Below are 23,544 nucleotides of genomic sequence, written 5' to 3'. Positions count from 1 at the left end.
TGTTCCGGTCAAGGCTCATGAACCAATCTGCCGCACGGCCAGTCTGCTGCGCTGCTCGCTCTGGTCTGACATCTGGGCCTGCTCGCCACGATACTTCACAAGTCCCTGGCAGCCGGCACGCATGCTGCGTACGACTGCAGCGACCGTGTGGAACGATCCAAAAACGACGATTCTATCATTTTCCTCGGCCAACTCGGCCGCCCGCGCGAAGGCTTGCGCCGGCGATGCAAGGCATTCGACCCGGCCGCCAACACGCGCCGTGCCGATTGCCGCCGCCAGTGACGCCGCCGGAGCGCCGCGCGGCACGTCCAGGTCCGCCAGCAACCAGGCGTCAACGCGGGCGGCGAGCGCGGCCAGCGAACCGGCGAGATCCTTGTCGGCGAGCATGCCGACCACCGCGATGGTGTGGGCGAAGAACGGCATGTCGGCCAGGTTTTCGGCCAGTCCGGCGACGGCTTGGGGGTTGTGCGCGACGTCGAGAACGATTGCCGGACGACCGGGCAGAACCTGAAAACGCGCCGGCAATTCCAGCTCGATCAGGCCGCGCCGAAGCGCCTGCATGGAAACCGGCAGCCGTGGCTTGAGCAGTTCGACGACCGCCAGGGCAGCAGCGGTATTGCGCAATTGACAGGCGCCGCGCAGACCCGGCGGCGCCAGGCCGGCACGCCGCAAACCGTGACGGCCCCAGAAGGTCCATTGCTGCCTGTCCCCGACGTATCCGAAATCGCGACCGAGCAAGTGCAGGTCGGCACCGATTGCCTGGGCGTGGTCGAGCAGCGACTGCGGCGGGTCAGGGTCAGCGCAAAGCGCCGGCTTTCCACAACGGAAGATTCCCGCCTTCTCGAAACCGATCGCGGCGCGCGTCGAACCAAGCCACTCGGTGTGATCCAGCGCAATGCCGGTCACCACCGAACAATCGGGATCGTAGGCATTTACGGCATCGAGACGGCCACCCAGCCCCACCTCGAGAATCAGCACCTCGGCCTGCTGCAGACGAAAGACCTCCATGGCGGCAAGCGTGCCAAACTCGAAGTAGGTCAGGGGGACACCTCCCGCCGCCAGTCGCGCCTTCTCGACGCTGGCGAATGCCTGGCAAAGCGTGCCATCGGCCACTGGCAACCGATCGATGCGTACGCGTTCGTTGTATTCGAGCAGGTGAGGGGACGTATAGCAGGCGACACGGTAACCAGCAAAGCAGTAGATCGCTTCGAGATAGGCACAGGTCGACCCCTTGCCATTGGTACCGCCTACCGTGATCAGCGGGCATTGCGGAGGCGGCGCCAACTCTTGCCGGACGCACAGGACGCGTTCGAGCCCCAGTTCGATCCCCGCGTGGCCCCGCGGGTGCAGGTTCTCGATGTGCGCCAGCCAGGCCTGCAGCGTGGGGTACGAGAGCGCAACGGAACTTGCCGACTGCCCGCTCACGCCCGCCCGCTCACGGCAATGCGGACCGCTTCTGCAGCAGAGCGAGCAGGCCAGTCAAGCGCTTCTTCATTTCCCGGCGGTCGACGATCATGTCGATCGCTCCTTTCTCGAGCAGGAATTCGGAGCGCTGAAACCCTTGCGGCAAGGTCTCGCGGACCGTCTGTTCGATGACGCGCGGTCCGGCAAAACCGATCAAGGCACCCGGCTCCGCAATCACGACGTCACCGATGAAGGCGAACGAGGCGGAAACGCCACCCATCGTCGGATCGGTGAGGATCGAGATGAACGGCAGCCTGGCCTCCGAAAGGCAGGTCAGGACGGCCGTCGTCTTGGCCATCTGCATCAGGGAAAAGAGGCCTTCCTGCATGCGCGCCCCACCCGAAGCGGTAACACAGACGAACGGCAGCGCGTTCTCGATTGCCGCTTGCACCCCACGCACGAAGCGTTCACCGAGCACCGACCCCATCGACCCGCCCATGAATTCGAACTCGAAAACGGCGAGCACCACGGGCAGCGAATGGATCGAACCACGCATGACGACCAGTGCGTCGGTCTCGCCGGTGGACCGGGCGGCCTCCTGCAGACGATCCGGATAACGCCGGCTGTCCTTGAAGGAGAGGCTATCTACGGGCAGCACCTCGGCGGCTATCTCGGTGCGGCCTTCGGCATCGAGCAGCAGATCGATGCGCGCCCGCGATTCGAGGCGCTTGTGATGACCACACTTTGGACAGACGTTGCAGTTGTTCGCGAGATCGGTCGCATAGAGCACCGTATCGCAAGCCGGGCACTTGCTCCAAAGCCCCCCGGGCAGCGATGAGCGACGCGCGGCACCATCGTCATTGCGCTTGATCTTTGGTGGCAACAGCCTGTTCAGCCAGCCCATGTCTTTCTCCCCGCGGCAACGACGGCCGCATCGATCCCGCTGCGAAGCTCCGCGACCAGTGCGAAAACCTGCGCGCAGGCCTGTTCGGGAAGCGCGCGCTCGATCTCCTCGATGATCCGGCTGCCAACCACCACGGCATCGGCAACCGCTGCCACCGCAGCCGCCGTCGCCGCGTCACGGATGCCGAAGCCAACGCCCACCGGAACGCCGGTACGCGCCCTGATCTCGGGAATCCGCTCGGCCACGGCAGCAACGTCGAGCGACGCAGATCCGGTAACCCCCTTGAGCGACACGTAGTAGATGTAACCACTGGCCAGCGCGCCCACCTGCGCGATGCGTGCCTCGCTCGAGGTCGGTGCGAGCAGGAAGATCGGATCGAGTCCGTGGCGGTGCAGGATCTCGGCAAATTCGCTTCCTTCCTCGGGCGGATAGTCGACCACCAGGACACCGTCCACACCAGCCGCTGCCGCCGCCCGGGAAAACGCCTCGACCCCCATTGCCTCGATCGGATTGGCATAACCCATGAGGACGATCGGGGTCTCCTGGTCGTCGCCCCGAAACTCGGTGACCAGCGCGAGCACCTGCCGCAGGCTCACCCCCTTCGCCAACGCCCGCTCCGACGCCCGCTGGATGGTCGGTCCGTCGGCCATCGGATCGGAGAACGGCACGCCCAATTCAACGATGTCGGCACCGGCCTTGACCAGCGCGTGCAACAGCGGGACGGTCAGTGCCGGATCGGGATCACCGGCGGTGATGAACGGAATCAGCGCCTTGCGCCCTTGCCCCTGCAGCCGTTCAAATACAGCCTTGATTTTCGTCATGGTCAGAAGTGGATCCCTGATCTTTCGGCAACGGTGTGCATGTCCTTGTCACCGCGCCCGGAGAGGTTGACCAGCAGGATGGTGTCTTTCGCCAGGGTCGGCGCCAACCTGCTGGCGTACGCCAGGGCATGGCTCGACTCGAGCGCCGGAATGATCCCCTCGAAACGGCAGAGGTCGTGGAACGCCTGCAAGGCCTCGCCATCGCTGATGCTGACATACTCCGCCCGACCACTGTCCTTGAGCCAGGCATGCTCGGGGCCGACGCCCGGATAATCGAGACCGGCGGAAATCGAGTGGGTTTCGGTGATCTGACCGTTCTCGTCCTGCAGCAGATAGGTCCGGTTGCCGTGCAGTACGCCGGGGCGACCCGCCGTCAGGGAGGCCGCATGGCGTCCGCTGGCAATCCCGTCACCGGCCGCCTCGACGCCAATCAGGCGCACTCCGGCAAGCGGGATGTAGGGATGGAAAATCCCCATTGCATTGGAGCCACCGCCCACGCAGGCAATCACGGCGTCTGGCTGACGCCCGCACTGCTCCTGCATCTGATCGATCGACTCGCGACCGATGACCGATTGAAAGTCGCGTACCATCATCGGATAGGGGTGCGGACCCGCCACCGTGCCGATGATATAAAAGGTGTCCGAAACATTCGTCACCCAGTCGCGCATCGCCTCGTTCAAGGCGTCCTTGAGCGTCCGCGAACCGCTTTCCACCGCCACCACGGTGGCTCCGAGCAACTTCATGCGGTAGACGTTGGCCGCCTGCCGGCGCATGTCTTCTGCACCCATGTATACGACACAGCGCATCCCGTAGCGCGCGGCCACGGTAGCCGTCGCCACGCCATGCTGACCGGCGCCGGTTTCGGCGATCACCCGTGGCTTACCCATGCGCCGCGCCAGCAGTGCCTGTCCGATGCAGTTGTTGATCTTGTGCGCACCGGTGTGGTTGAGATCCTCGCGTTTCAGGTAGATCTGCGCACCACCGAGAAGTTCCGACCAATGTCTGGCGTGATAGATCGGGCTCGGCCGACCGACGTAATGTTTGAGTTCGTAGGCAAATTCGGCGATGAACTGCGGATCGCGCTGCGCGGCAGCGTATCCCGCCCTGAGTTCATCGAGTGCCGCGATCAGGGTCTCCGCGACGAAGACGCCTCCGTAGGGACCAAAATGGCCCTTGGCGTCGGGTAAATCATAATCATGCTCGGCCATCCACACTCTCCTTGCAAGCGGTTGGGACAAAATGCTCGCGCCGCGTCCGCAGCAACCGTTGCCACATCACGTATGTTTGGCCGCGTGCCGTCGCCAACAGGCGCGCGTTCGACCACCGCATTTCCTACGCATCAGCCATCCACCTCTTTCGCTCGCTGCGTGGATTAACCGGCCGCGCGCACTGCCGCCACGAAAGCACGCATCTTGCCGGCATCCTTGATGCCCTTGCTCGCCTCGACCCCGGAAGAGACGTCGACCGCGGCCGGTCGCAGGCGACGTACGGCTTCGCCGACGTTGTCGGCATCGAGACCACCGGAGAGAATCATCCCCTTGGCCAGCGCCCGAGGTACCAGCGACCAGTCGAAAACCTTGCCACCGCCGCCGTAGCCGTCGACGAAGGCGTCGAGCAGGATGGCCTGCGCCGAAGGGAACGCAGCCGCGTATTGTACCAAATCGATGCCCGGCCGAACGCGGGCGGCCTTGATGTAGGGTCGATCGAACTGTCGGCAGTACGCCTCGTCCTCGTCGCCGTGGAACTGCAGCAGATGGATCGGCACTGCCGCCAGGGTAGCGCGCACCACCGCCGGAGCGGCGTTGACGAACAGTCCGACGACGCTGACCAGGGGTGGCGCGGCGCGCGCCAGGCACGTCGCAGTCGGCAGGTCGACGCAGCGCGGACTCGGCGGGTAGAAGACGAGGCCAAGTGCATCGGCGCCGGCCTGCACGGCGAGTTCCAGGTCCTCGACACGGGTCAGCCCGCAAATCTTGATACGGGGAGGCATCGGCAACTCCTCAGAGTCCGGGAATCCCGGGAAAGAACAAGGGGTCGCCGACAGCCGGCAGCCCCCAGCGCGGCGAATAGCCAACAGCCACCAGATAAAGACCGGCCGCGACGAAGGTTGGCGCAGCCAGGCGGCGGTCTGCGGCCGCCAGCAGTTCTCCGATCCACTCCGGCGGGCGTTTGCCCTGACCCACGAAGACCAGGCTGCCGACCAGATTGCGCACCATGTGGTGAAGGAAGGCCGAAGCCTCGAAGTCGAAGACCAGCAGGTCGCCGAAACGCCGAATCTCGGCACGCCGCATGATCTTGACCGGCGAGTTGGCCTGGCATTCGGCTGCCCGGAAGGCGGAGAAATCGCGCTCGCCGAGCAAGAGCTGCGCCGCTGCCTGCATCCTGCCGAGATCAAGCGGATGATGATGCCAGCCGACCCTGCCCTGCCAGACACCGGTCCGGTGCGGCCGATTGAGCAGCAGATAGCGGTAATGCCGGGAGTGCGCCGAAGAGCGCGCATGAAAATCGTCGCTGACCAGTTGCGCCCAGCGTACCGCCACTGCCGGTGGCAGGAAGGTGTTGGCGGCACGCACCCAGGCATGCATCGCGCGATCGAGCGGCGTATCGAAATGCACCACCTGCCCCGTGGCATGGACGCCGGCATCGGTACGTCCGGCACAAACGACGTTGACCGGCAGCGTGGCGAACTGCTGCAAGGCGTCCTGCAGTGCGTCCTGGACGGTACCGCCGCCCGGTTGCTTCTGCCAGCCGCGAAAGCAGCTCCCATCGTACTCGACGGCGAGGGCAATGCGCATGCTTCAGTCCTGCCGGAAGCAGAATAGCGCGACGATGCCGACGACGAGCAGGGCGATCGCCAGGTAATCACGCGTGCGCATGTGGCGGTCGGCCAGTTCGATCCACTCGCCCCCGTCACTGGCCGGGAGATCGAGCAGGCGACGCCAGTCGCGTGGCCGCGGCATCGTCTCCAGGTAGCGCAGGACCAGCAACAGCCGCACCAGGCCGCGATCAGCGTCGAGCCGGCAACGCCGCAGCGGCTCGAGAAGTTGGTGCAGGCCGGTCAGCAGGTCCGCTTGTGACATGCGCTGGCGCAACACCGCGACTGCCATCAACACCAGCAGCAGACGTCCGACATGCGTCGATGCGTCGATCAGACCCTCTCGCGTTGCTGCCATGGGTCCGTCCCATACGGGATCACCAGCCGCCCCCCAGGCAAGAATCACGAACAGTGACAGCAGGAGCCAGCGCGCGCGCCAGGTAAGCTGCCCAAAATGTCGCAAGGCCGGACGTCCGAGAACTGGCAGGGCAAGGAGGGCGACCATCAGCGGGACACCTTCCAGACCCTGAATGAACACCAGCAGCAACAGCCAGACGATCAGGCAGGTGCTTGGATGCACGGCAATCCCGGAACCTTCTCGGCGACCGAGCGAGACGCCGCGGCCGGCAGGGCCACGGTGCGCCTGCACCGAATTACTCGCGCAGGCCGCTCAGCAGGGCGAGAGCCGTTTCCCGCTGCACCGCATCCCCTTCATTGACCACTTCCTGCAGCAGTTCGCGCGCCCCCTCGATATCGCCCATTTCCTGGTAGGCCTTGGCCAGGTCGATCTTGGTCGCCACTTCTTCGCTGGAGCTGATCTCGGGACCGACGGTGACGTCGGTCAATACGCCGAACGAGTTCTCCGCTCCGGCATCCGTCTTCTCCATCGAGAAATCGGCGTTGACCAGGGTATCCTCCTGGTCCTCGTCGAACGAGAACTCCAGCGGCTCTCCCGGAATCACCGTGGCAGTGCCGACCTGGACATCCGTGCTCGCCAAATCCAGATTGATCGAAGACATGTCGAACGTCGGGCGGGCTGCCTCCTTGCCGGCGGTCGGTGATTCATCGAGCGCGAGGTCGAACTCCAGCGCCTGTGGCAAGACAGCCTCGTCGTCCGTGGCGCTGCCCTGGGTCAACGTCCGCTCTTCCCAAGCCGGCTCGCCGGGTGATTCGGGGCTCAGGTCGAACGCGAAGTCGAGACCATCGCTCGCGGCCTTCGCCGTCTCCGGTTTTGGTGCCGACGCGACCAGCACGGTCTCTTCCAGCGAGCTGGCGTCGTCGACCAGTTGCACGTCTTCCCGATGATCTGCTTCCGCCGGCAAGGAGGAATACGGCAGCGAAGCCGCCAGATCGAAATCCAGCGCGTCGCCGGCGGTCGCATTGGAAAAGGCGAGCGTCGTCTCCAGATAGCCATCGTTGGCAGCGGCCGCAGGCGCCGGAGCCGGCTGGCTGGCACCGAGATCGAAATCGAGATCCGCCACATCCGCCGGCACCGGTCGTGCCTCTGCCAGCGCAGCGCGGGCAGCGGTTTCTTCCGGACGCCCGGCCGCAACTGCCGCTGCGCTCGCCATCTGGAGAACCTGTTCCGGCCGGGTGACCGTATCGGCGGTCGGTTCCGGAGTTTCCTCGGCCCGTGCGACGGGCGCTTCGGTTACGGCTTCGTCCCTCTTGGCCGAAGCAAAGAGCGGGTTGCCGGGATCGAATTGCCGACCCATGGCCACCGCCTTTTCCCAGTCGGCGCCGACGCCGCCGGTGGAATTGAACAGTTCCGTCGCCAGCAGGCCAAAGGGTTTGGCATCCTTGCGACTGGCGTAAATCTCCAGCAGCTTGAGGTGAATGGCATGCCGCCTGGGATCCTTCAGCTTGGCCTCGAGCAGGATCTCCTCGGCTTGCGCGTCACGACCATAGGCCATGTACACATCGGCTTCCGCCACCGGGTCCACTTCGTCGGTATCGATGCTGCCCGGACCGGCCTGGCTGAAATCGGTATGCGGCATCGAATTCGTCGTATCCACACTCTGGCCGCCCGTGCTGCGGAATACCGACTTCGCGGCGATGCTGTCGTGCGTTGGCGCCAACGTCCTGGCATCATCCAGCGGCAGTTCGCCGTCGCTCTCGCGACGGCGTTTGGCAAACCAGTAGGCGCCGAGCAGTGCGGCGATACCCGCGCTGCCCGCCAGGAAGCCCGTGCTGCCCAGCAACTCCTCGAAGAAACCGGGCTCTTCGGGTGGCGGCGGCATCACCGCCCTGGCTTTCGGCATGTCTGCCGGCTTGGCAGGCTCAACCGGCTTGGGCGCTTCGACCGCCGCTGCCGGCGCTTCCGCCTTCGCCTCGACCCTGGGTTCTTCCGGCCTGGTCTCCGGCCGGGCAACCGCTTCCGCCGGTTTCGCCTCCGCCGGCAGCTCGGACGCTTTGCCGGCAGGTGCTGGCACGGCCGCGGGCGGTGGCGGCTCGGGTCTGACCGGTGCCGGCGCGGGCACAGCGGCCGGGGGCGGCGGCGGTGCTTCCGCCGGCTTCCTCGCGTCGCCTGCGGGCGCATTCCTGGCGGCCGCCTGTCGCTCCAGCTCGGCCAGATTCTGGCTCTTCAGCTCGACCAGCCGTTGCAGTTCGGCAACGTTGCGCTCGAGGCTCGCCAGACGCTCATTGGCATCCTTGAGCGCCTTTTCCTTCGCAATCAGATCCTCGTCGCTGCGTTTCGCCGCCGAGGGCTGCGGTTTGGCGCCGGGAAGCTCGGTTTTCGACACCTTGAGTTGATCCCGAGGTTCGACCGGCGGACTGGCCTTGTCTTCCACTCGGGTGGTGATCCTGCCGGCGACCTGCTGCTTCGCCGCCTCGTCGCGCGCTGGGCTGTCGGCCGCCACCGTCGCCAGCTTCTGCCGATAGGCACCCCAGTTCGTCGACTGCGCGACGATCGCGGACCTCGCCTCTTCGCGCGGGACCGCCTCGACGCTTGCCCGATCGGGAACCGAAAGAATCTTGCCGGCCTTCAGACGGTTGATGTTGCCCTGGTCAAAAGCGTCCTGGTTGGCCCGGAAGAGCGCCAGCAGCATCTGGTCGAGGGACACGCCCTCCGGCCGCAGCTCCTTGGCGATGCTGCCCAGCGTATCGCCCCGTTTCACCTCGTAGGTGGCGGCCCCGTCTGCTGGCCGGCGTTCTGCCTCGCCGCCCCGCGGTCGGTACACTCTCGCCGGCTTCGCCTCTGCCACCCGCGCTTCGACGGCCGGCCTGGCGACCAGCGGCGGGGTAATGACGGGCGCTGCCGCCGCGCCACTCCTGGCGGCAAAGTCGGGAGGATCGAGCAGAAAGGTGTATTCGCGAACCAGGCGTCCGGTGGGCCAATTGAGCTCCAGCAGAAGATCGACGAAAGGATCGTTGATCGGCTTCGCCGAAGTCAGGCGGATGATCGACTGGCCATTTGCGCGCTTGTCGACGGTCAGCGTGATCCCCGACAGCGTCGGCGAGAACTCCACGCCCGCCTGCCTGAACGTATCCGGGGAAGCGACTTGCGCACGCATTCCGGCGAGTTCTTCTCGGCTTGCAAAGACCTCGAGTTCGGCGCGCAAAGGCTGACCGAGGGCCGAATAGACAGTGACCTTGCCCAGCCCTGCCGCCCCTCCGGTCAGGGGTACGGCGGCCAGCGCCAGCGCTGAGGCAACTGCCCACGCCGAGGTCCTTGGTCGGAGACTGCCTGCTGTGTGATGTCGTTTCTTGGCCACGGCGCAACCCTGAGCGTCCAAATCGGAATTATTAAAATAACATCATGAACTTAGCCACGCAAGCCGAACGTGCCTTCGCGGTCCGAGCGGTGCCAGCAGTCGCTGCCACCCTTTTCCCTCGCCCGCTCAGGCGTCCAGCAGAATCCGGAGCATGCGGCGAAGCGGTTCGGCGGCTCCCCACAGCAGTTGATCGCCGACCGTGAAGGCGGCGAGATATTCCGGTCCCATTGCCAGCTTGTGCAGGCGGCCGACCGGCACCGACAGGGTTCCGCTCACCGCCGCTGGAGTCAGTTCGCGCTCGGTGAGCTCGCGTTCGTTGGGCACGACTTTCACCCACGCACTGGCCCCGCCGATGAGGTCGACCAGATCGGCGAGAGGCACGTCACGCCGCAGCTTGATCGTCAGTCCCTGGGCATGGCAACGCATCGCCCCGATGCGCACGCACAGGCCGTCGACGGGAACGCTGCCCGGAGTTCGAAATGCCGGACGTCCGAGGATCTTGTTGCACTCGGCGCCGCCCTTCCACTCCTCCTTCGACTGACCGTTGTCGACCGGCACGTCGATCCACGGAATCAGGCTTCCCGCCAGCGCCGTCTGGCGAAAGTTGCTCGTCGGAAACGCCGGCGAACGCATCGTCTCGGCCACCTTGCGATCGATGTCGAGGATCGCCGAAGCGGGGTCAGCAAGCTCGGCCTTCACCGCATCGTGCAGCGCACCCATTTGCTGCAGCAATTCCCGCATGTTCTGTGCGCCGGCGCCGGAGGCTGCCTGATAGGTCATGGCGCTGACCCATTCCACGAGGTCATGACGAAAGAGACCGCCGAGAGCCATCAACATCAACGAAACCGTACAGTTGCCGCCGATCCAGTTGCGACCACCCCGCGCGAGCGCGTTCCTGATCACGTCGTGATTGACCGGATCGAGAATGATCACCGCTTCGTCGTGCATGCGCAGCGTCGAAGCGGCGTCGATCCAGTGCCCCTGCCAACCGGCGGCACGCAGCCGGGGGAAGACTTCCTTGGTGTAATCCCCGCCCTGGCAGGTAATGATCACATCCATGGCACGGAGCGCCTCGATCGACCGAGCGTCCTGCAGCATTCCCACGTCCTTGCCCGCCAGTTGCGGAGCCTTGCCGCCGACCGCCGAAGTCGAGAAGCAGTGCGGTTCGACGTACGCGAAATCGCCCTCCTCGAGCATCCGCTGCAGCAGCACCGAGCCGACCATGCCACGCCAGCCAACCAGACCAAGCCTCATCATTCCTTCACTCCCGTAAGTGCCGCCAGCACCGCATCACCCATCGCCCGCGTTCCCACTTTCCGCGTTCCCGGCTGGTAGATGTCGGCCGTTCGATAGCCATCTGCCAACACCTTCCTCACCGCGTCTTCGATGCGCCGGGCGGCGTCCTCCTGCGCAAAGGTGTAGCGTAACATCATCGCCGCCGAGAGGATCGTCGCCAGCGGGTTGGCCACACCGCGACCGGCAATGTCCGGAGCGGAACCGTGACAGGGCTCGTAAAGGCCCTTGTTGTTCGCGTCGAGCGAAGCCGACGGCAGCATGCCGATCGATCCGGTCAGCATCGCCGCTTCGTCGGACAGAATGTCGCCGAACATGTTACCGGTCACCAGCACGTCGAACTGTGACGGATTGCGCACCAGCTGCATCGCTGCATTATCCACGAGCAGGTGACTGAGTTCGACGTCGGGATACTCGGCCGCCGTCTCGTTCGCCACGTCGCGCCACAGTTGGGTGGTCTCGAGCACGTTCATCTTGTCTACCGAGCACAGCTTCCGGCGACGCTTGCGTGCGGCGGCGAAAGCGACCCGCAGGATGCGGCGAATCTCGTCTTCGCTGTAATGCATGGTGTTGAAAGCGAAGCGCTGCGGCCGGCCGTCGACCACCCGCGTCTCGATTCCCCGCGGCTGGCCGAAGTAGATGTCGCCGGTCAGTTCGCGGACGATCAGCATGTCGAGACCGGCCACCACCTCCGGCTTCAGCGTCGAAGCGCCGGCCAGCTCCGGATAGAGGATCGCCGGACGCAGATTCGCGAACAGTCCAAGCTGCTGGCGAATTCCCAGCAGCCCCCGCTCCGGGCGCTGCGCCCGTGGCAGACTGTCCCATTGCGGGCCACCGACCGCCCCGAGAAGCACGGCGTCTGCTTGCTGCGCGAGTCTTTGTGTGGCTTCCGGATAGGGCTCGCCGGTGGCATCCACTGCGCAACCACCGAGCAGCCCCTCCTCCAGTTCGCAGTCGAGCTGCAGCGCGCGCAGCACGCGCAGCACGCGCACCGCTTCGGCGACGATCTCCGGACCGATCCCGTCTCCCGGGAGAATGCAGATCTTCATTTCCAATCCCTCACGCGAACAGCCAGGGTTGCTCGCTGCGACGCCTGTCCTCGAATGCCCGGATCAGGTCGGCGTGGCGCAGGGTGAGACCGATGTCGTCCCAGCCGTTGAGCAGACACTCCCGCCGGAAAGCATCGACGACGAACGGCAGTGTCTCGCCATCCGTGCGAATCACCCGTTGCCGTTCGAGGTCGACGATCAGGCGGCAACCGGGAGTCGCCTCGACGAGCCAGAACAGGCGATCGATTTCGCCGGCTGACAGCACGATCGGCAGGATGCCGTTCTTGAAGCAATTGTTGAAGAAAATGTCGGCAAAGCTCTCGGCAATCACCGCCCGAAAGCCGAAGTCGAGCAGGGCCCAGGGTGCATGCTCGCGCGAACTGCCGCAACCGAAGTTCTTGCGCGTCAGCAGAATCTGCGCGCCACGATAGCGCTCCTGATTGAGGACGAAGTCCGGATTGAGCGGCCGCTGCGAAACGTCCTGGCCGGGTTCGCCGACGTCCAGATAGCGCCATTCGTCGAACAGGTTGGGGCCGAAACCGGAGCGCTTGATCGACTTCAGGAACTGCTTCGGAATGATCGCGTCGGTATCGACATTGGCCCGATCGAGCGGTGCCACCAATCCATCCAGACGCACAAATTTTTCCATGATTGCCCTCTCCGCCTGCCTACCTGGCCGCCCTTTCGACCGCCTCACCGCCTTTCTGGATGTCCTTGCCGATACCCTGCACGGTGTTGCAGGCGGTCAATGACAGGATCGAAACGATCACCAGAAGATTCAGTCTGCTCATGCTCCTTCTCCGCAAGCTACTGCCACTCGTCGACGTCACAGAAATGCCCGGCGATCGCCGCCGCCGCCGCCATCTCCGGGCTGACCAGGTGTGTGCGTCCGCCGGTGCCCTGCCGCCCCTCGAAATTGCGGTTCGAGGTCGAGGCGCAGCGTTCGCCGGGCTGTAGACGATCGGCATTCATCGCCAGGCACATCGAGCAGCCGGGCTCCCGCCACTCGAAGCCGGCGGCGCGGAAGACCCGATCCAGCCCTTCGTCCTCTGCCTGCCGCTTGACCAGGCCCGAACCGGGAACAACCAGCGCCAGGCGGATACCGTCAGCGACCTTGCGCCCCTGGACGACTGCGGCCGCCGCGCGCAGGTCCTCGATGCGCGAGTTGGTGCACGAGCCGATGAAAATCTTGTCCAGCCGGATCTCCCGAATCGGCTGGCGCGCGCGCAGCCCCATGTAGCGCAGCGCACGTTCCATCCCTTCGCGCTTCACCGGGTCCGGCTCGCTGGACGGATCAGGAACGCAGGAATCGACCGGCACGACCATCTCGGGCGACGTGCCCCAGGTCACCTGCGGCCGGATTTCGTCGCCAGAGATGTCGACGACGCGATCGAAACTGGCGTCGGCGTCGCTGTGCAGCTGGCGCCAGGCGGCGACTGCCTGCTCCCAGAGGTGGCCCTTGGGCGCCAGCGGACGGCCGCGCAGATAGTCGATCGTCACCTCGTCCACCGCCACCAGGCCGAGGCGCGCGCCGGCCTCGATCGCCATGTTGCAGATCGTCATGCGCCCCTCCATCGACAGGGCGCGGAGCACGCTGCCGCCGAACTCGATGGCATAACCGGTGCCGCCCGCGGTGCCGATACGACCGATGATCGCCAGCGCCACGTCCTTCGCCGTCACGCCCTTGCCGAGCACGCCTTCGACACGCACCAGCATGGTTTTCGAGCGCTTCTGCAGCAGACATTGCGTCGCCAGCACATGCTCGACCTCGGAGGTGCCGATGCCGTGCGCCATGCAGGCAAACGCGCCGTGCGTGCTGGTATGCGAGTCGCCACAGACGACCGTCATTCCCGGCAGCGTGGCGCCACTCTCCGGGCCGACGACATGCACGATGCCCTGGCGCGGATCGCGGAAAGGGAAATAGGCGAGCGCGCCGACTTCGCGAATATTGGCGTCCAGCGTCTCGACCTGCAGGCGCGACACCGGATCCTCGATGCCGCGATCCCAGTGATCGGTGGGCGTGTTGTGATCCGCGGTGGCGACGATCGAGGAAACGCGCCAGGGCTTGCGACCAGCCAGCTTGAGTCCCTCGAATGCCTGCGGGCTGGTCACTTCGTGCACCAGGTGGCGATCGATATAGATCAGCGCGGTGCCATCGGCTTCCTGATGGACTACGTGATCCTGCCAAAGCTTTTCGTAGAGGGTCTGCGGCATGGCTTGTCAATCCGGCAAGTCTGGGCCCGTGTGGGCCGGTTCGAGGGTTTCGATTATGTCACAGCGTCGTCGCCGCTGTCTGCCGCTTGCTTGCGGCGAGTCAGCGGGACTTGCGGGCGGCTGCGTACAGGGGTTGCACTCGCGCCGCGTACACGCGCAGGTCGGCGAGGCGCGATGCGTGCGATGGATGCGTCGATAGCCACTGTGGCGCTTGTGCGCCTCCTGCCCGCTCCATCTTTTCCCACAGCGTGATCGCCGCCTGCGGGTCATACGCCGCGCGGGCCGCCAGCTCGACGCCGACGCGGTCGGCTTCCTGTTCCATTTCACGCGAGTTCGGACGCATGAAGGCGAGTTCGCCGACGCCACCGAGGACGCTGCGGCCGATCCCCGAATCGATCCCGAAATACGCGCCCAGCAAGGCGCCACCGATGGCCGCGGCAGCACTGACCCCGGCCGCCTGCCGCGCTTTCTCGAGTTCGCGGTTGGGGTAGTGATTCGAGGCCAGTTCTCGCATTGGCACCTTAAATGCGATCGCGCGAGACCTGACGCCGTTCGCAGCGGTTGGTGCCCGAAACCCCATCTTCGGGCAACCACAGATCTGTCATCGGCGCGAGCCGTAGGACATGGACACGCGTAGGGCACCGACGGTTTTCTGGGGCCGCCATGGCGGCCAGGGGCGTCATCCGGACTCGCGCCGGACGAAGGCCTTGATCCTGATGGGTGACTGGTGCGGACCGGTTCCGACACCGCAAGAACGAAAACCTGCGCGCGATCGTCGAGGGAATGCCAAGAGTGCGGGCAACGAAAAATATGTCGCCCCTACAGCGCGAACAAATTTGTTCGCCTTGTTGACCGGAGCCGGCTAATGGGTGACCCCGCCGTCTCTGACCCCGCCGCCTGCTGACTGACCCCGCCGCCTGCTCGGCAGCCTGCCAGAACGCCCAGCCGGGCTATTTCCCAAAGACATATTTTCTATGTCCCCCTGGGCTTCCCCGGGGCTCCCCAGGGCTCGTCCAACAAACGCTTCAGATCGTGGCTTCGCGTCGCTCGCACGATCTAACCTTATTCGTTAGGCCCCAATTTTCTTGCGAACAGCATTAGAAAAAACATCACAAAAATCAGTGTTGGCACGAATCCATAGGGCCAAGAAAGCGCCTCGAACAATGGCTTCGGCTACGAACCCAATTTCTATGCCAACCTGACTAAATATTACATGTGGGTCTCTGTTGGTCCTTGAAATGCTCTCGATTACATTTTTGACACGGGCTTGCGCATCCGGTGCTCTTTGACAGGAGACCGTAAGGATTGCAATATTTTCGTCTAGATTATTCCTCACTGATTCAAAAACGGTCAATTCCGGCTGTGATCCAGGAAGGCGGTAAATTCCGTCTTCCGGTTTATCATCTTGCTTTGAGTCGCCATCAATTACGCAAAGTGACTTGAAATTAATTGCCGGGTTGAGGAGGTGCCCATTGTGCGTTTTTACAGCATTCCCATCCCCATGCACTGCATGGACTTCTACCTGATCATATGATGCCCCAAGTTTCTCGCGTAGAATTGCGTCAACCCAGGTCTTTGCGAATTCATCTTCTACGAAGATCGCTAGTTTTTTGTCCACTCGTCCGGATACGGCGCGTAATGCCTCGACCGATAATTTTCCTTGGCGCAACTTCCCACTTATGCTTGCCCATATGGCCTCATTGGGGAGTGGGGAAAGTGCGTAATCGCTATGAGTGGTAAATATCGCTTGCAATGACTTTCTCGACGCAACATCGATAAGGTATTCGACCATGCGCTTTGTGGCGATTGGATGTAAGCCGTTCTCTATTTCCTCTATTAGAATCAGGCTATTTTGTGGTGCTTGTTCAATCTTTGTTACCATGCGAATTATGGAAGATTCGCCAGCACCAAAGTGAAATTCCGAGAATTTATTTCCATCCGACTTGCCTACCAGAAATTTGTCATCCGACCCATAGTCAGTAACCTGATAATTAGAGACAGGCTTTCCGAGAATATGTTCAACCTGCTTCGCTACTGTTGAGTCGATAGCTTCAAGCGGAGGTTTGTGAACGTATGTTGAACGCATGAGTCGTTTGTATCTTGCCTTCTCTCCAGCGGGAACAGTTCGTTCAATACCAAAGAACAAAACTTCACGGATAACAACGTCGCCCCTTACCCACTTTGCTTGTCGGAAGTTGGAGGAGCGCTTGGTCAGCTGCTTCGGATTTAGTGTTTTGTCAATCAACTCATATTCAATACGCCAGCCAGACATTGACTCGTCGCCAACGGCGCTTTTTGGGAAGAACAGGCCTGGTTTTATGTCTTTGTATGCACATCCTGCTACGCCAAGTACAGAAGACTTCCCACCTCCGTTAGGGCCAATCAAGGCGGTAACGGGAAATTCGAATGTTATATCCTCTTCAGAGAATCCCCTTATTTTTAATATGCTAGCTTTTAGGAGATATTTACCGTAGTCATGTTCTCGAACCTTCTTGAGAAGCTCCTGCTTTGTTGATTCTCTGATCTCACTACGCAGCATGCTGGTTTCCTAGGTGTGGAAGAGGCCTAAAGAATAGCGCAAGAGGGATCAGTTCTCGCGTGATTGCATTCAATGTGCCAATACGAGAACTGGCCACCAACTCTCCGGTGCCATCGGCTTCCTGATGGCCTACGCGGCCCTGCCAAAGCCTTTCGGACAGGGTCTGCGGCATCGCTTGTCAATCCGGCGAGTCTGGGCCCGCGTGGGCCGGTTCGAGGGTTCCGATTATGTCACAGCGTCGTCGCCGCTGTCTGCCGCTTGCTTGCGGCGAGTCAGCGGGACTTGCGGGCGGCTGCGTACAGGGGTTGCACTCGCGCCGCGTACACGCGCAGGTCGGCGAGGCGCGATGCGTGCGATGGATGCGTCGATAGCCACTGTGGCGCTTGTGCGCCTCCTGCCCGCTCCATCTTTTCCCACAGCGTGATCGCCGCCTGCGGGTCATACGCCGCGCGGGCCGCCAGCTCGACGCCGACGCGGTCGGCTTCCTGTTCCATTTCACGCGAGTTCGGACGCATGAAGGCGAGTTCGCCGACGCCACCGAGGACGCTGCGGCCGATCCCCGAATCGATCCCGAAATACGCGCCCAGCAAGGCGCCACCGATGGCCGCGGCCGCGTTGACGCCGGCCGCCTGCCCCGCCTTCTCGCGCCCGTGTTCGCGCAAGGCGTGCGCGATTTCGTGCGCCATGACTGCGGCGAGTTCGTCGTCGGTGAGCTGCAGTTGCTCGATCAGCCCGCTGTAAACCGCGATCTTGCCACCCGGCATGCACCAGGCGTTGAGCTCGCGCGAAGTCACGACATTGACCTCCCAGTTCCACCCCGGCGCATCGCTGCGGAAGGCGGCGGTTGCCGGAATCAGTCGCGCAGCGATGCGCCGCACACGTTCGACCTCGCGCGGATCGCGATTGAGCAGATTGCTGCCCTTCGCGTCGCGCAGGGTCTCCTGATACGCCTTGGCCGCCGAGCGATCGACCTCGCCCGAGGAGACCAGCATGGTTTGCTCCCGGTTGACGCCAACCACACCGGGTGCAGTGGTGCGGGTCGTGGCGCAACCGGCGGCGAGCGCGATGGCGAAGAGCAGCAGCCAGGATTGCGGGCACCTCATCGACGAATTCCCGGAGCAGACAGATCTTCTGCAACCCGCCACGAGCCCCGGCCGCCGACTTCGTCCTCGTCGCTCACCCAGCGCACGACGAGGAGCAGGCCGAGCAGCGCGAAGGCCGAACTGATCGCATAGGTCGCTGCCGCGCCCCAGGCGTCCCAGGTCCAGCCGCTCAGCAGACTGCCGGCGAGGCCGCCGGCGCCAAACGACAGGCTCGAATACAGTGCCTGTCCGCGCGCCTGACTGCGGCCGGTGAACCAGCGGTTGACCGCGGCGATCGCTGCCGCGTGGTAGGCACCGAAGGTCAGCCCGTGCAGTACCTGCGCGACGACGATTAGCCACGGCCACTCGACTCCCCAGCCGATCATCAGGAAACGCGCCACCGCTGCGGAAAAACTGGCCAGCAACAGCCTGCGCAGACCAAATCGGCGCATGAGCTCGCCCATGTAGAAGAAGACGACGATCTCGGCGACCACTCCCAGCGACCACAGCGAGCCGACCAGGAACTTGCTGTAGTGATGATCGGCGAGATAGATCGAATAGAAGACGTACAGCGCACCGTGCGCCGCCGACATCGCGAAGCAGGCGGCGAACAGCGCCCGCACTCGCGGCTGACGAACGATCGTCGCGAGCGGCAGCTGCTCGCCGGCCGCTGCCTGCGACCTTGCCTCGGGAACCGCCAGCGCGCAGGCCAGAATGCCGAGCAGCGTGCCGACGATCACCCACAGCAGAGCGGACAGCGGCACGCGATCGAGCCAGGCGCCGGTGGCCATCACGGCGATGATGAAACCGATCGATCCCCACAGCCGGATGCGGCTGTACCGCGCCGGCTGGTCGCGCAGATGATCGAAGGTCGTCGTCTCGACCAGCGGCAGCGCGGCGCTCCAGAAAAAGGCCAGCAGCGCCATGGCGAGCAGCACCGCGACGAAGCCGTGCACCAGGAAAAAGCTCGCGAAGCCGAGCAGGCTGAGCAGCGCCGCCAGACGGACGATGACCATCCGCTGCCCGAGACGGTCGGCGAACGCCCCCCACAGGTAGGGGGCGAACAGGCGCATCAGCTGCATTTGCGACATCAGCAGAGCGATGTCCCAAGCCGAAAACGACAGCGACTGGAGGTACAGCCCGAAATACGGCGAGAATGCGCCGATGAACGCGAAATAGAAGAAGTAGTAGCCGGAGAGACGCCAGTAGGGCAGCGGGTGCATCCGGCGATTCTACCGGATGCAGCCGGCGCCACCGGTCGCGATGGGGTCAGCCGCCGTTCTTGTGCGCGACCAGCATGCGGTACATCTGATCCTTGAGCCAGACGCGCTGCTTCTTCATGTTCTCGATCGTGAAATCGTCGACCGGCACGTCTTCTTCCTCGAGGCGCTCGACCTCTCGCGTCACTTGATGGTACTGGTTGTAGAGGTGGCCAAACTGCTCGTCCGAGGATTGCAGTGCGTGGATGTGATCCAGGTACTCCGGGAACTCGTGGTGAAGGTCGTGGTGCTCAACTTGCATGATCATCGCCTCTGGCTGACCCCGGCCCGCCCCATGCGCCACCGGATCGCGCGATTATAACCATTGCCACGAGCCCCCGTCACCCCGTCGGGCGACCGGGAATCATCGGCGTCGTGCACAGCACATCCGCGCACTGCGCGCGATGGCGCAGGGCCTGATCGATCAGCACCAGCGCCAGCATCGCCTCGGCAATCGGCGTCGCCCGGATGCCGACGCAGGGATCGTGCCGGCCGTGCGTCTCGACCAGCGTCGCTTCGCCACCTGCGGTCAGCGAGCGGCGCGGCAGCCGAATGCTCGAAGTCGGCTTGATCGCCAGACGGACGACCACGTCCTGCCCGCTGGAGATGCCGCCAAGCACGCCGCCGGCATGGTTGCTGAGAAAGCCCTGTGGCGTCATTTCGTCGCCGTGCTCGCTGCCCTTCTGCGTGACACTGGCGAAGCCGGCGCCGATTTCGACTCCCTTGACCGCGTTGATTCCCATCATCGCGTAGGCGATCTCGGCGTCGAGCCGGCCATAGACCGGTTCGCCCCAGCCCGGCGGCACGCCGCTCGCCGTCACCGTGATCTTCGCCCCGACCGAATCGCCCGACTTGCGCAGTTGATCCATGTATTCCTCGAGTTGCGGCACGATGGCGGCGTTCGGGGCAAAGAAGGGATTGCCCGCGATCTCGGCAGCGGCGACGAAGGGAATCTCGATCGGACCGAGCTGGCTCATCCAGCCGCGGATCGCCACACCGTAACGTTCGGCCAGCCACTTGCGCGCGATGGCACCGGCCGCGACCCGCACCGCCGTCTCGCGCGCCGACGAACGACCGCCGCCGCGGTGGTCGCGGAAACCGTATTTCTGCGTATAGACGTAATCGGCGTGTCCGGGGCGGAAGGTTTCGGCCAGCGACCCGTAATCCTTGCTGCGCTGATCCTGGTTGCGGATCAGCAAGGCGATCGGCGTTCCGGTCGTCCGACCGGCGAAAACTCCGGAAAGAATCTCGACCGCATCCGGCTCGCGCCGCTGCGTCACATGCCGCGAAGTCCCCGGCTTGCGGCGATCCAGTTCGGCCTGGATGTCGGCCTCGCAAAGCGCCAGTCCGGGCGGGCAGCCGTCGACCACGCAGCCAATCGCCGGTCCGTGCGATTCGCCAAACGAAGTGACGGCAAACAGGGTGCCGATGGTGTTGCCGGACATGGCCGCCTCTTGCGCGCTAGAATGACGGCAAAGTCTACCACAGCGCCAGCCGCCCCCTCGCGGCGCAAACCGATGAACGCCAGGCCTTCCCGTTCCCTTCGACGATCGCTCAAGACCACTCGCCAGCAGGCCACCGCGGCAAGCCCGCCGGCTGCCGACCTGCGCCGCGCCGATGCCCGCTGGCAACGCACCGCCCGCTACGGCTGGGACAAGGGGGGCAGCAGAGGCGGGCGTTGATTCCGCGCGGGTGTGGCGCCTGCGGACCGGGTACTGCCCGCCTGGCGCGCACACCGCGGACGCATGACCTCTGCCTGCGGCGCGCACGACCGCGCGCAGGCGCTGGCGCAACGGCAAGCGTGCCCAGGCCGGTGGCGCCGACTGAACAGGAAGCGAGCATGCGATGAGCAGCCACCCGACTCCGCCCGACCCTGCCGGCGATCACCCGGACTCGATCTCCGCGCGTCTGCGCGCGCCGCGTGCTGCGGCGATCGCCGGCATCGTCTTTTCCCTGCTGCTGATCGCCAGCGCCGTCCTGCTCCGGCTGTCGGTGCCTGCCGATCCGCTCGAAGCCGGCGCCTGGCTGCAGCACCACGCCGGCCGCGTCGCGCTGGCGCTCAATCTGGTGCCGTTCGCGGGGATCGCCTTTCTCTGGTTCATCGGCGTGCTGCGCGACCGCCTGGGCGAGCGCGAGGACCGTTTCTTCGCGACCGTCTTTTTCGGCAGCGGGCTGCTCTTCCTGGCCATGCTGTTCGTCGCGGCAGCGATGATCGGTGCCATCATCATCGTCTTCCTGGCCCATCCCGAGCGCCTGCTCGGCACCGCCTCCTTCACGCTGGCGCGCGCCATCGCCTACGAGATCATGAACATCTACGCCATCCGCATGGCTGCCGTATTCATGATCGCCACCTCGACGCTGGCGCTGCGTACCGGCTTCATCGCCCGCCGCAACGCCTTTCTCGGCTACGCGCTGGCACTCCTGCTGCTGCTCAGCAGCCGTTACGTCGAAGGCATCGTCGTCGTCTTTCCGCTCTGGGTACTGCTGGTCAGCGTGCAGATCCTGATCAGCAACCTGCACGCACCGCCGCAGGCGAGCGACAGCACTTCGCAACGCTGACCCGGCTCACCCGATCCATTGCGTTCGTGGTGCCGTGGCGGGCCTTGCACTGTTCCTCGACGGAGAGTTTCAGTGAGTCAGAGGCGTCAGAAATCAGAGTAACGGTGATCAGCGTTTCAGGATGGGAGAGACACACACCAACCGCAAACCCACGTCGTCGCTACGGGCGCCAGGGTCGCCGCCGTCGCGGCACGCGCCGCGCGCGACGACGCGGTAGCTGTTCCATGAGCCGCCACGCACCACGCGCCGGGCATCCGCCCGATCTGTGTCTTCGCGCCGTCGGTCGGCTCGGTAGGCATACGTTTCGTAGGCGCTGCTCGTCCATTCCCAGACGTTGCCGGTGATTTCCGACAGCCCTTCCGGAGTGTCGCCGCCGGGGAAGACGCCGACCGGGGTCGTCCGGCGCACGTGCGTCTCGAAGACGTTGCAGCGCGCGGCGTCGAATTCGTCGCCCCAGGCGTAGCGGTGACCTGCGCGGCCACGTGCGGCGGCTTCCCACTCGGCTTCGCTCGGCAGCCGCCAGTCCTGCCCAGTCTGTGCCGAGAGCCACGCGCAGTACGCGCGCACTTCGTACCAGCAGACGCCGACCACCGGCTGGGTCGCGTCGTTGAACGCCGGGTCATTCCAAAGCGCCGGCTCCGACCGGCGACCGCCTGCGTACCGGGTGCGCAGTTTCTGCTCGAAGTCGTCTTCGGACATCCGCCGAATCTCTTCCCAGAATTCGGCCTGGCGTGAGCTGATCCGGCCTTCGCGCAACTGCGTCGCCGCCAATCCGGGGTTCGCGCATACGAAGCGGCGGTTCTGTCGCCACTGCTCCTTCGGCCCTTTGTCGGTCCCTTCGCCGCGCTGCCAGCGCTTCGCCGCTTCCCCCTGCCACCAGCGCTCGTCTGCGTAGCCACCGGCGGCGACGAAGCGCTGCCGCTCGGCGTTGGTCACCGGGAAGCGGCCGACCGCGAACGGCGCGAGCTTCAGCTCATGCACCGGCGCCTCGTCCTGATACAGCCCTTCGTCACTACCGATGCGGTAGTCGCCCCCCGCGATCTCGACGACCGGCGGCAGGAGGTAGTCGCCGAATGGCCCGCGCCGGCGCGCGAAGCGCGGATCGCCGAGCTGGCCAAGCGCGCGCGCGGCGGCGATGCGCGCGCGCAGGTCGGCCGCCGGGTCCCGGCTGCGTTCGACGAGCGCCTTCTGCAGGCGCTCGCGCAGCGAAGGCAAGAGGCGCACTTCGGGTTGCGCGGCGCAGCGCCCGGCGAGCGGCAGGTTGACGGCGATCAGGTCGGTGACGAACTTCTCCGGATCGGCGGCCATCGCGCTGGCGAGGACGAACGTCTCCTCCCAGCCGGTCGCCGGCGCCTCGGGGAGCGGGTCGGAGTCGGCGCGCGTGGCGAGCGTTTCGGCCAGGCGCGGCACGATCTCGTCGGCACGCCACGCGCTGGCGGCGAGCGCCGGCTGCGCTTCGGCGGCAACGACGCGCGCGGCGAAGTATTCCTGCAGCAACTGGTGGACGTAGAGCACGTCGTCCCACTGGACTTCGACGACCTGCAGCGCGACACCGGCGTGCAGCAGGTCCTCGGCCGGTGCGCCGAGCAGATCGAGCGCGTCGTCGTACGGAACGCGCGCGCGCTTTCCCCCGGCGCCCGCCGTACCTGCATGGCGTAGGCGAGGCGGCCGAGTGCCGGCAGCAACGGGCCGCGCGCAGGCAATTCGGTCGGCTGCCGCCAGTCATGCTGCAGGCAGCGCTGGTGATCGCGGGCGGTGAGCAGCGAGCCGGGGCGAAAGAGCGGGTGGTCGGCGTGTCGATCTCGCGCCGCAGGCATTGGCGAACGAAAGCGGTGAACAGCGCCGCGCGCCCCTGCAGCGGGGCGTCGCCCTCCTGCGCGAGCAGCAGC

Annotated in this window: 23 protein-coding genes; 3 read left to right on the top strand and 20 right to left on the bottom strand. The window is 64.8% G+C overall.

The window, feature by feature from the left end; genetic code table 11:
• Positions 1-15 precede the first annotated feature (15 nt).
• The 19 genes from folC to aroC all read right to left on the bottom strand — a co-directional run bounded on the left by folC (position 16) and on the right by aroC (position 20,541).
• Positions 16-1,425, bottom strand: a complete 1,410-nt coding sequence (gene folC / locus NFV80_RS03110; protein WP_295326648.1) for a bifunctional tetrahydrofolate synthase/dihydrofolate synthase — start codon at positions 1,423-1,425, stop codon at positions 16-18.
• Between the two features lie 10 nt (positions 1,426-1,435).
• Positions 1,436-2,308 carry an acetyl-CoA carboxylase, carboxyltransferase subunit beta gene (gene accD, locus NFV80_RS03105; protein ID WP_295326646.1) on the bottom strand — a complete coding sequence of 291 codons (873 nt, stop codon included), beginning with the start codon at positions 2,306-2,308 and terminating at the stop codon, positions 1,436-1,438.
• Positions 2,296-3,129 (bottom strand): tryptophan synthase subunit alpha, encoded by an 834-nt coding sequence (trpA, locus tag NFV80_RS03100; RefSeq protein ID WP_295326644.1) that lies wholly within the window; start codon positions 3,127-3,129, stop codon positions 2,296-2,298. Before trpA ends, accD begins: the two co-directional genes overlap by 13 nt.
• Before the next feature lie 2 nt (positions 3,130-3,131).
• A complete protein-coding gene (trpB, locus tag NFV80_RS03095) occupies positions 3,132-4,337 on the bottom strand; it encodes a tryptophan synthase subunit beta (protein ID WP_295326642.1) in 1,206 nt (401 codons plus the stop codon).
• 164 nt (positions 4,338-4,501) lie between these two features.
• Positions 4,502-5,119, bottom strand: coding sequence for a phosphoribosylanthranilate isomerase (locus NFV80_RS03090; RefSeq protein WP_295326640.1), 618 nt, complete (start codon positions 5,117-5,119; stop codon positions 4,502-4,504).
• Between the two features lie 10 nt (positions 5,120-5,129).
• On the bottom strand, positions 5,130-5,924 hold the full coding sequence (truA, locus tag NFV80_RS03085; protein WP_295326638.1) for a tRNA pseudouridine(38-40) synthase TruA: 795 nt from the start codon (positions 5,922-5,924) through the stop codon (positions 5,130-5,132).
• 3 nt (positions 5,925-5,927) lie between these two features.
• On the bottom strand, positions 5,928-6,524 hold the full coding sequence (locus tag NFV80_RS03080; protein ID WP_295326636.1) for a CbiQ family ECF transporter T component: 597 nt from the start codon (positions 6,522-6,524) through the stop codon (positions 5,928-5,930).
• 73 nt (positions 6,525-6,597) lie between these two features.
• On the bottom strand, positions 6,598-9,660 hold the full coding sequence (locus NFV80_RS03075; protein WP_295326634.1) for a FimV/HubP family polar landmark protein: 3,063 nt from the start codon (positions 9,658-9,660) through the stop codon (positions 6,598-6,600).
• Positions 9,661-9,786: 126 nt separating this feature from the next.
• A complete protein-coding gene (gene asd / locus NFV80_RS03070) occupies positions 9,787-10,917 on the bottom strand; it encodes an aspartate-semialdehyde dehydrogenase (protein WP_295326633.1) in 1,131 nt (376 codons plus the stop codon).
• Positions 10,914-12,002 (bottom strand): 3-isopropylmalate dehydrogenase, encoded by a 1,089-nt coding sequence (gene leuB, locus NFV80_RS03065; RefSeq protein ID WP_295326631.1) that lies wholly within the window; start codon positions 12,000-12,002, stop codon positions 10,914-10,916. The genes asd and leuB overlap by 4 nt, the downstream gene beginning before the upstream one ends.
• A gap of 10 nt (positions 12,003-12,012) precedes the next feature.
• A complete protein-coding gene (gene leuD / locus NFV80_RS03060) occupies positions 12,013-12,651 on the bottom strand; it encodes a 3-isopropylmalate dehydratase small subunit (protein ID WP_295326630.1) in 639 nt (212 codons plus the stop codon).
• 19 nt (positions 12,652-12,670) lie between these two features.
• The gene (locus NFV80_RS03055; protein WP_295326628.1) at positions 12,671-12,793 is read right to left on the bottom strand and encodes an entericidin A/B family lipoprotein; all 123 of its coding nucleotides are present in this window, start codon (positions 12,791-12,793) and stop codon (positions 12,671-12,673) included.
• A 16-nt stretch (positions 12,794-12,809) separates the two neighbouring features.
• Positions 12,810-14,216, bottom strand: a complete 1,407-nt coding sequence (gene leuC / locus NFV80_RS03050; RefSeq protein ID WP_295326626.1) for a 3-isopropylmalate dehydratase large subunit — start codon at positions 14,214-14,216, stop codon at positions 12,810-12,812.
• A gap of 100 nt (positions 14,217-14,316) precedes the next feature.
• Positions 14,317-14,730 carry a M48 family metalloprotease gene (locus NFV80_RS03045; protein ID WP_295326624.1) on the bottom strand — a complete coding sequence of 138 codons (414 nt, stop codon included), beginning with the start codon at positions 14,728-14,730 and terminating at the stop codon, positions 14,317-14,319.
• 555 nt (positions 14,731-15,285) lie between these two features.
• Positions 15,286-16,755: an AAA family ATPase gene (locus NFV80_RS03040; protein ID WP_295326622.1), complete on the bottom strand. Its 1,470-nt coding sequence runs from the start codon at positions 16,753-16,755 to the stop codon at positions 15,286-15,288.
• A 272-nt stretch (positions 16,756-17,027) separates the two neighbouring features.
• The gene (locus NFV80_RS03035) at positions 17,028-17,858 is read right to left on the bottom strand and encodes a M48 family metallopeptidase (RefSeq protein ID WP_296757813.1); all 831 of its coding nucleotides are present in this window, start codon (positions 17,856-17,858) and stop codon (positions 17,028-17,030) included.
• Positions 17,855-19,060, bottom strand: coding sequence for an MFS transporter (locus tag NFV80_RS03030; protein WP_295328133.1), 1,206 nt, complete (start codon positions 19,058-19,060; stop codon positions 17,855-17,857). Before NFV80_RS03030 ends, NFV80_RS03035 begins: the two co-directional genes overlap by 4 nt.
• A 46-nt stretch (positions 19,061-19,106) precedes the next feature.
• On the bottom strand, positions 19,107-19,358 hold the full coding sequence (locus tag NFV80_RS03025; protein WP_295328135.1) for a DUF465 domain-containing protein: 252 nt from the start codon (positions 19,356-19,358) through the stop codon (positions 19,107-19,109).
• Between the two features lie 79 nt (positions 19,359-19,437).
• On the bottom strand, positions 19,438-20,541 hold the full coding sequence (gene aroC, locus NFV80_RS03020; RefSeq protein WP_295328137.1) for a chorismate synthase: 1,104 nt from the start codon (positions 20,539-20,541) through the stop codon (positions 19,438-19,440).
• Between the two features lie 72 nt (positions 20,542-20,613).
• Here aroC and NFV80_RS03015 point away from each other — a divergent pair, with 72 nt between their 5' ends.
• Positions 20,614-20,778: a hypothetical protein gene (locus NFV80_RS03015; protein WP_296757809.1), complete on the top strand. Its 165-nt coding sequence runs from the start codon at positions 20,614-20,616 to the stop codon at positions 20,776-20,778.
• Positions 20,779-20,941: 163 nt separating this feature from the next.
• Entirely contained in the window at positions 20,942-21,655 is a 714-nt protein-coding gene (locus NFV80_RS03010) for a hypothetical protein (protein ID WP_295328141.1), read from the top strand.
• A gap of 108 nt (positions 21,656-21,763) precedes the next feature.
• Here NFV80_RS03010 and NFV80_RS03005 read toward each other — a convergent pair whose 3' ends face one another.
• Positions 21,764-23,170 carry an SUMF1/EgtB/PvdO family nonheme iron enzyme gene (locus NFV80_RS03005; protein ID WP_296757807.1) on the bottom strand — a complete coding sequence of 469 codons (1,407 nt, stop codon included), beginning with the start codon at positions 23,168-23,170 and terminating at the stop codon, positions 21,764-21,766.
• Here NFV80_RS03005 and NFV80_RS03000 point away from each other — a divergent pair.
• Entirely contained in the window at positions 23,156-23,314 is a 159-nt protein-coding gene (locus tag NFV80_RS03000) for a hypothetical protein (RefSeq protein WP_295328161.1), read from the top strand. The genes NFV80_RS03005 and NFV80_RS03000 overlap by 15 nt on opposite strands.
• The last annotated feature ends 230 nt before the right edge of the window (positions 23,315-23,544 follow it).

The sequence above is a fragment of the Accumulibacter sp. genome (assembly GCF_023806565.1).
In the GTDB taxonomy this organism is placed as follows: Bacteria; Pseudomonadota; Gammaproteobacteria; order Burkholderiales; family Rhodocyclaceae; genus Accumulibacter.
This window is presented reverse-complemented; position numbering and strand designations above follow the sequence as displayed.

What these genes read in the sequence shown, in the direction of transcription:
- accD (WP_295326646.1), bottom strand. Translation starts at nt 2,308, where the DNA reads ATGGGCTGGCTGAACAGGCTGTTGCCACCAAAGATCAAGCGCAATGAC.
- trpA (WP_295326644.1), bottom strand. Translation starts at nt 3,129, where the DNA reads ATGACGAAAATCAAGGCTGTATTTGAACGGCTGCAGGGGCAAGGGCGC.
- trpB (WP_295326642.1), bottom strand. Translation starts at nt 4,337, where the DNA reads ATGGCCGAGCATGATTATGATTTACCCGACGCCAAGGGCCATTTTGGT.
- NFV80_RS03090 (WP_295326640.1), bottom strand. Translation starts at nt 5,119, where the DNA reads ATGCCTCCCCGTATCAAGATTTGCGGGCTGACCCGTGTCGAGGACCTG.
- truA (WP_295326638.1), bottom strand. Translation starts at nt 5,924, where the DNA reads ATGCGCATTGCCCTCGCCGTCGAGTACGATGGGAGCTGCTTTCGCGGC.
- asd (WP_295326633.1), bottom strand. Translation starts at nt 10,917, where the DNA reads ATGATGAGGCTTGGTCTGGTTGGCTGGCGTGGCATGGTCGGCTCGGTG.
- leuB (WP_295326631.1), bottom strand. Translation starts at nt 12,002, where the DNA reads ATGAAGATCTGCATTCTCCCGGGAGACGGGATCGGTCCGGAGATCGTC.
- leuD (WP_295326630.1), bottom strand. Translation starts at nt 12,651, where the DNA reads ATGGAAAAATTTGTGCGTCTGGATGGATTGGTGGCACCGCTCGATCGG.
- NFV80_RS03055 (WP_295326628.1), bottom strand. Translation starts at nt 12,793, where the DNA reads ATGAGCAGACTGAATCTTCTGGTGATCGTTTCGATCCTGTCATTGACC.
- leuC (WP_295326626.1), bottom strand. Translation starts at nt 14,216, where the DNA reads ATGCCGCAGACCCTCTACGAAAAGCTTTGGCAGGATCACGTAGTCCAT.
- NFV80_RS03045 (WP_295326624.1), bottom strand. Translation starts at nt 14,730, where the DNA reads ATGCGAGAACTGGCCTCGAATCACTACCCCAACCGCGAACTCGAGAAA.
- NFV80_RS03040 (WP_295326622.1), bottom strand. Translation starts at nt 16,755, where the DNA reads ATGCTGCGTAGTGAGATCAGAGAATCAACAAAGCAGGAGCTTCTCAAG.
- NFV80_RS03035 (WP_296757813.1), bottom strand. Translation starts at nt 17,858, where the DNA reads ATGAGGTGCCCGCAATCCTGGCTGCTGCTCTTCGCCATCGCGCTCGCC.
- NFV80_RS03030 (WP_295328133.1), bottom strand. Translation starts at nt 19,060, where the DNA reads ATGCACCCGCTGCCCTACTGGCGTCTCTCCGGCTACTACTTCTTCTAT.
- NFV80_RS03025 (WP_295328135.1), bottom strand. Translation starts at nt 19,358, where the DNA reads ATGCAAGTTGAGCACCACGACCTTCACCACGAGTTCCCGGAGTACCTG.
- aroC (WP_295328137.1), bottom strand. Translation starts at nt 20,541, where the DNA reads ATGTCCGGCAACACCATCGGCACCCTGTTTGCCGTCACTTCGTTTGGC.
- NFV80_RS03015 (WP_296757809.1), top strand. Translation starts at nt 20,614, where the DNA reads ATGAACGCCAGGCCTTCCCGTTCCCTTCGACGATCGCTCAAGACCACT.
- NFV80_RS03010 (WP_295328141.1), top strand. Translation starts at nt 20,942, where the DNA reads ATGAGCAGCCACCCGACTCCGCCCGACCCTGCCGGCGATCACCCGGAC.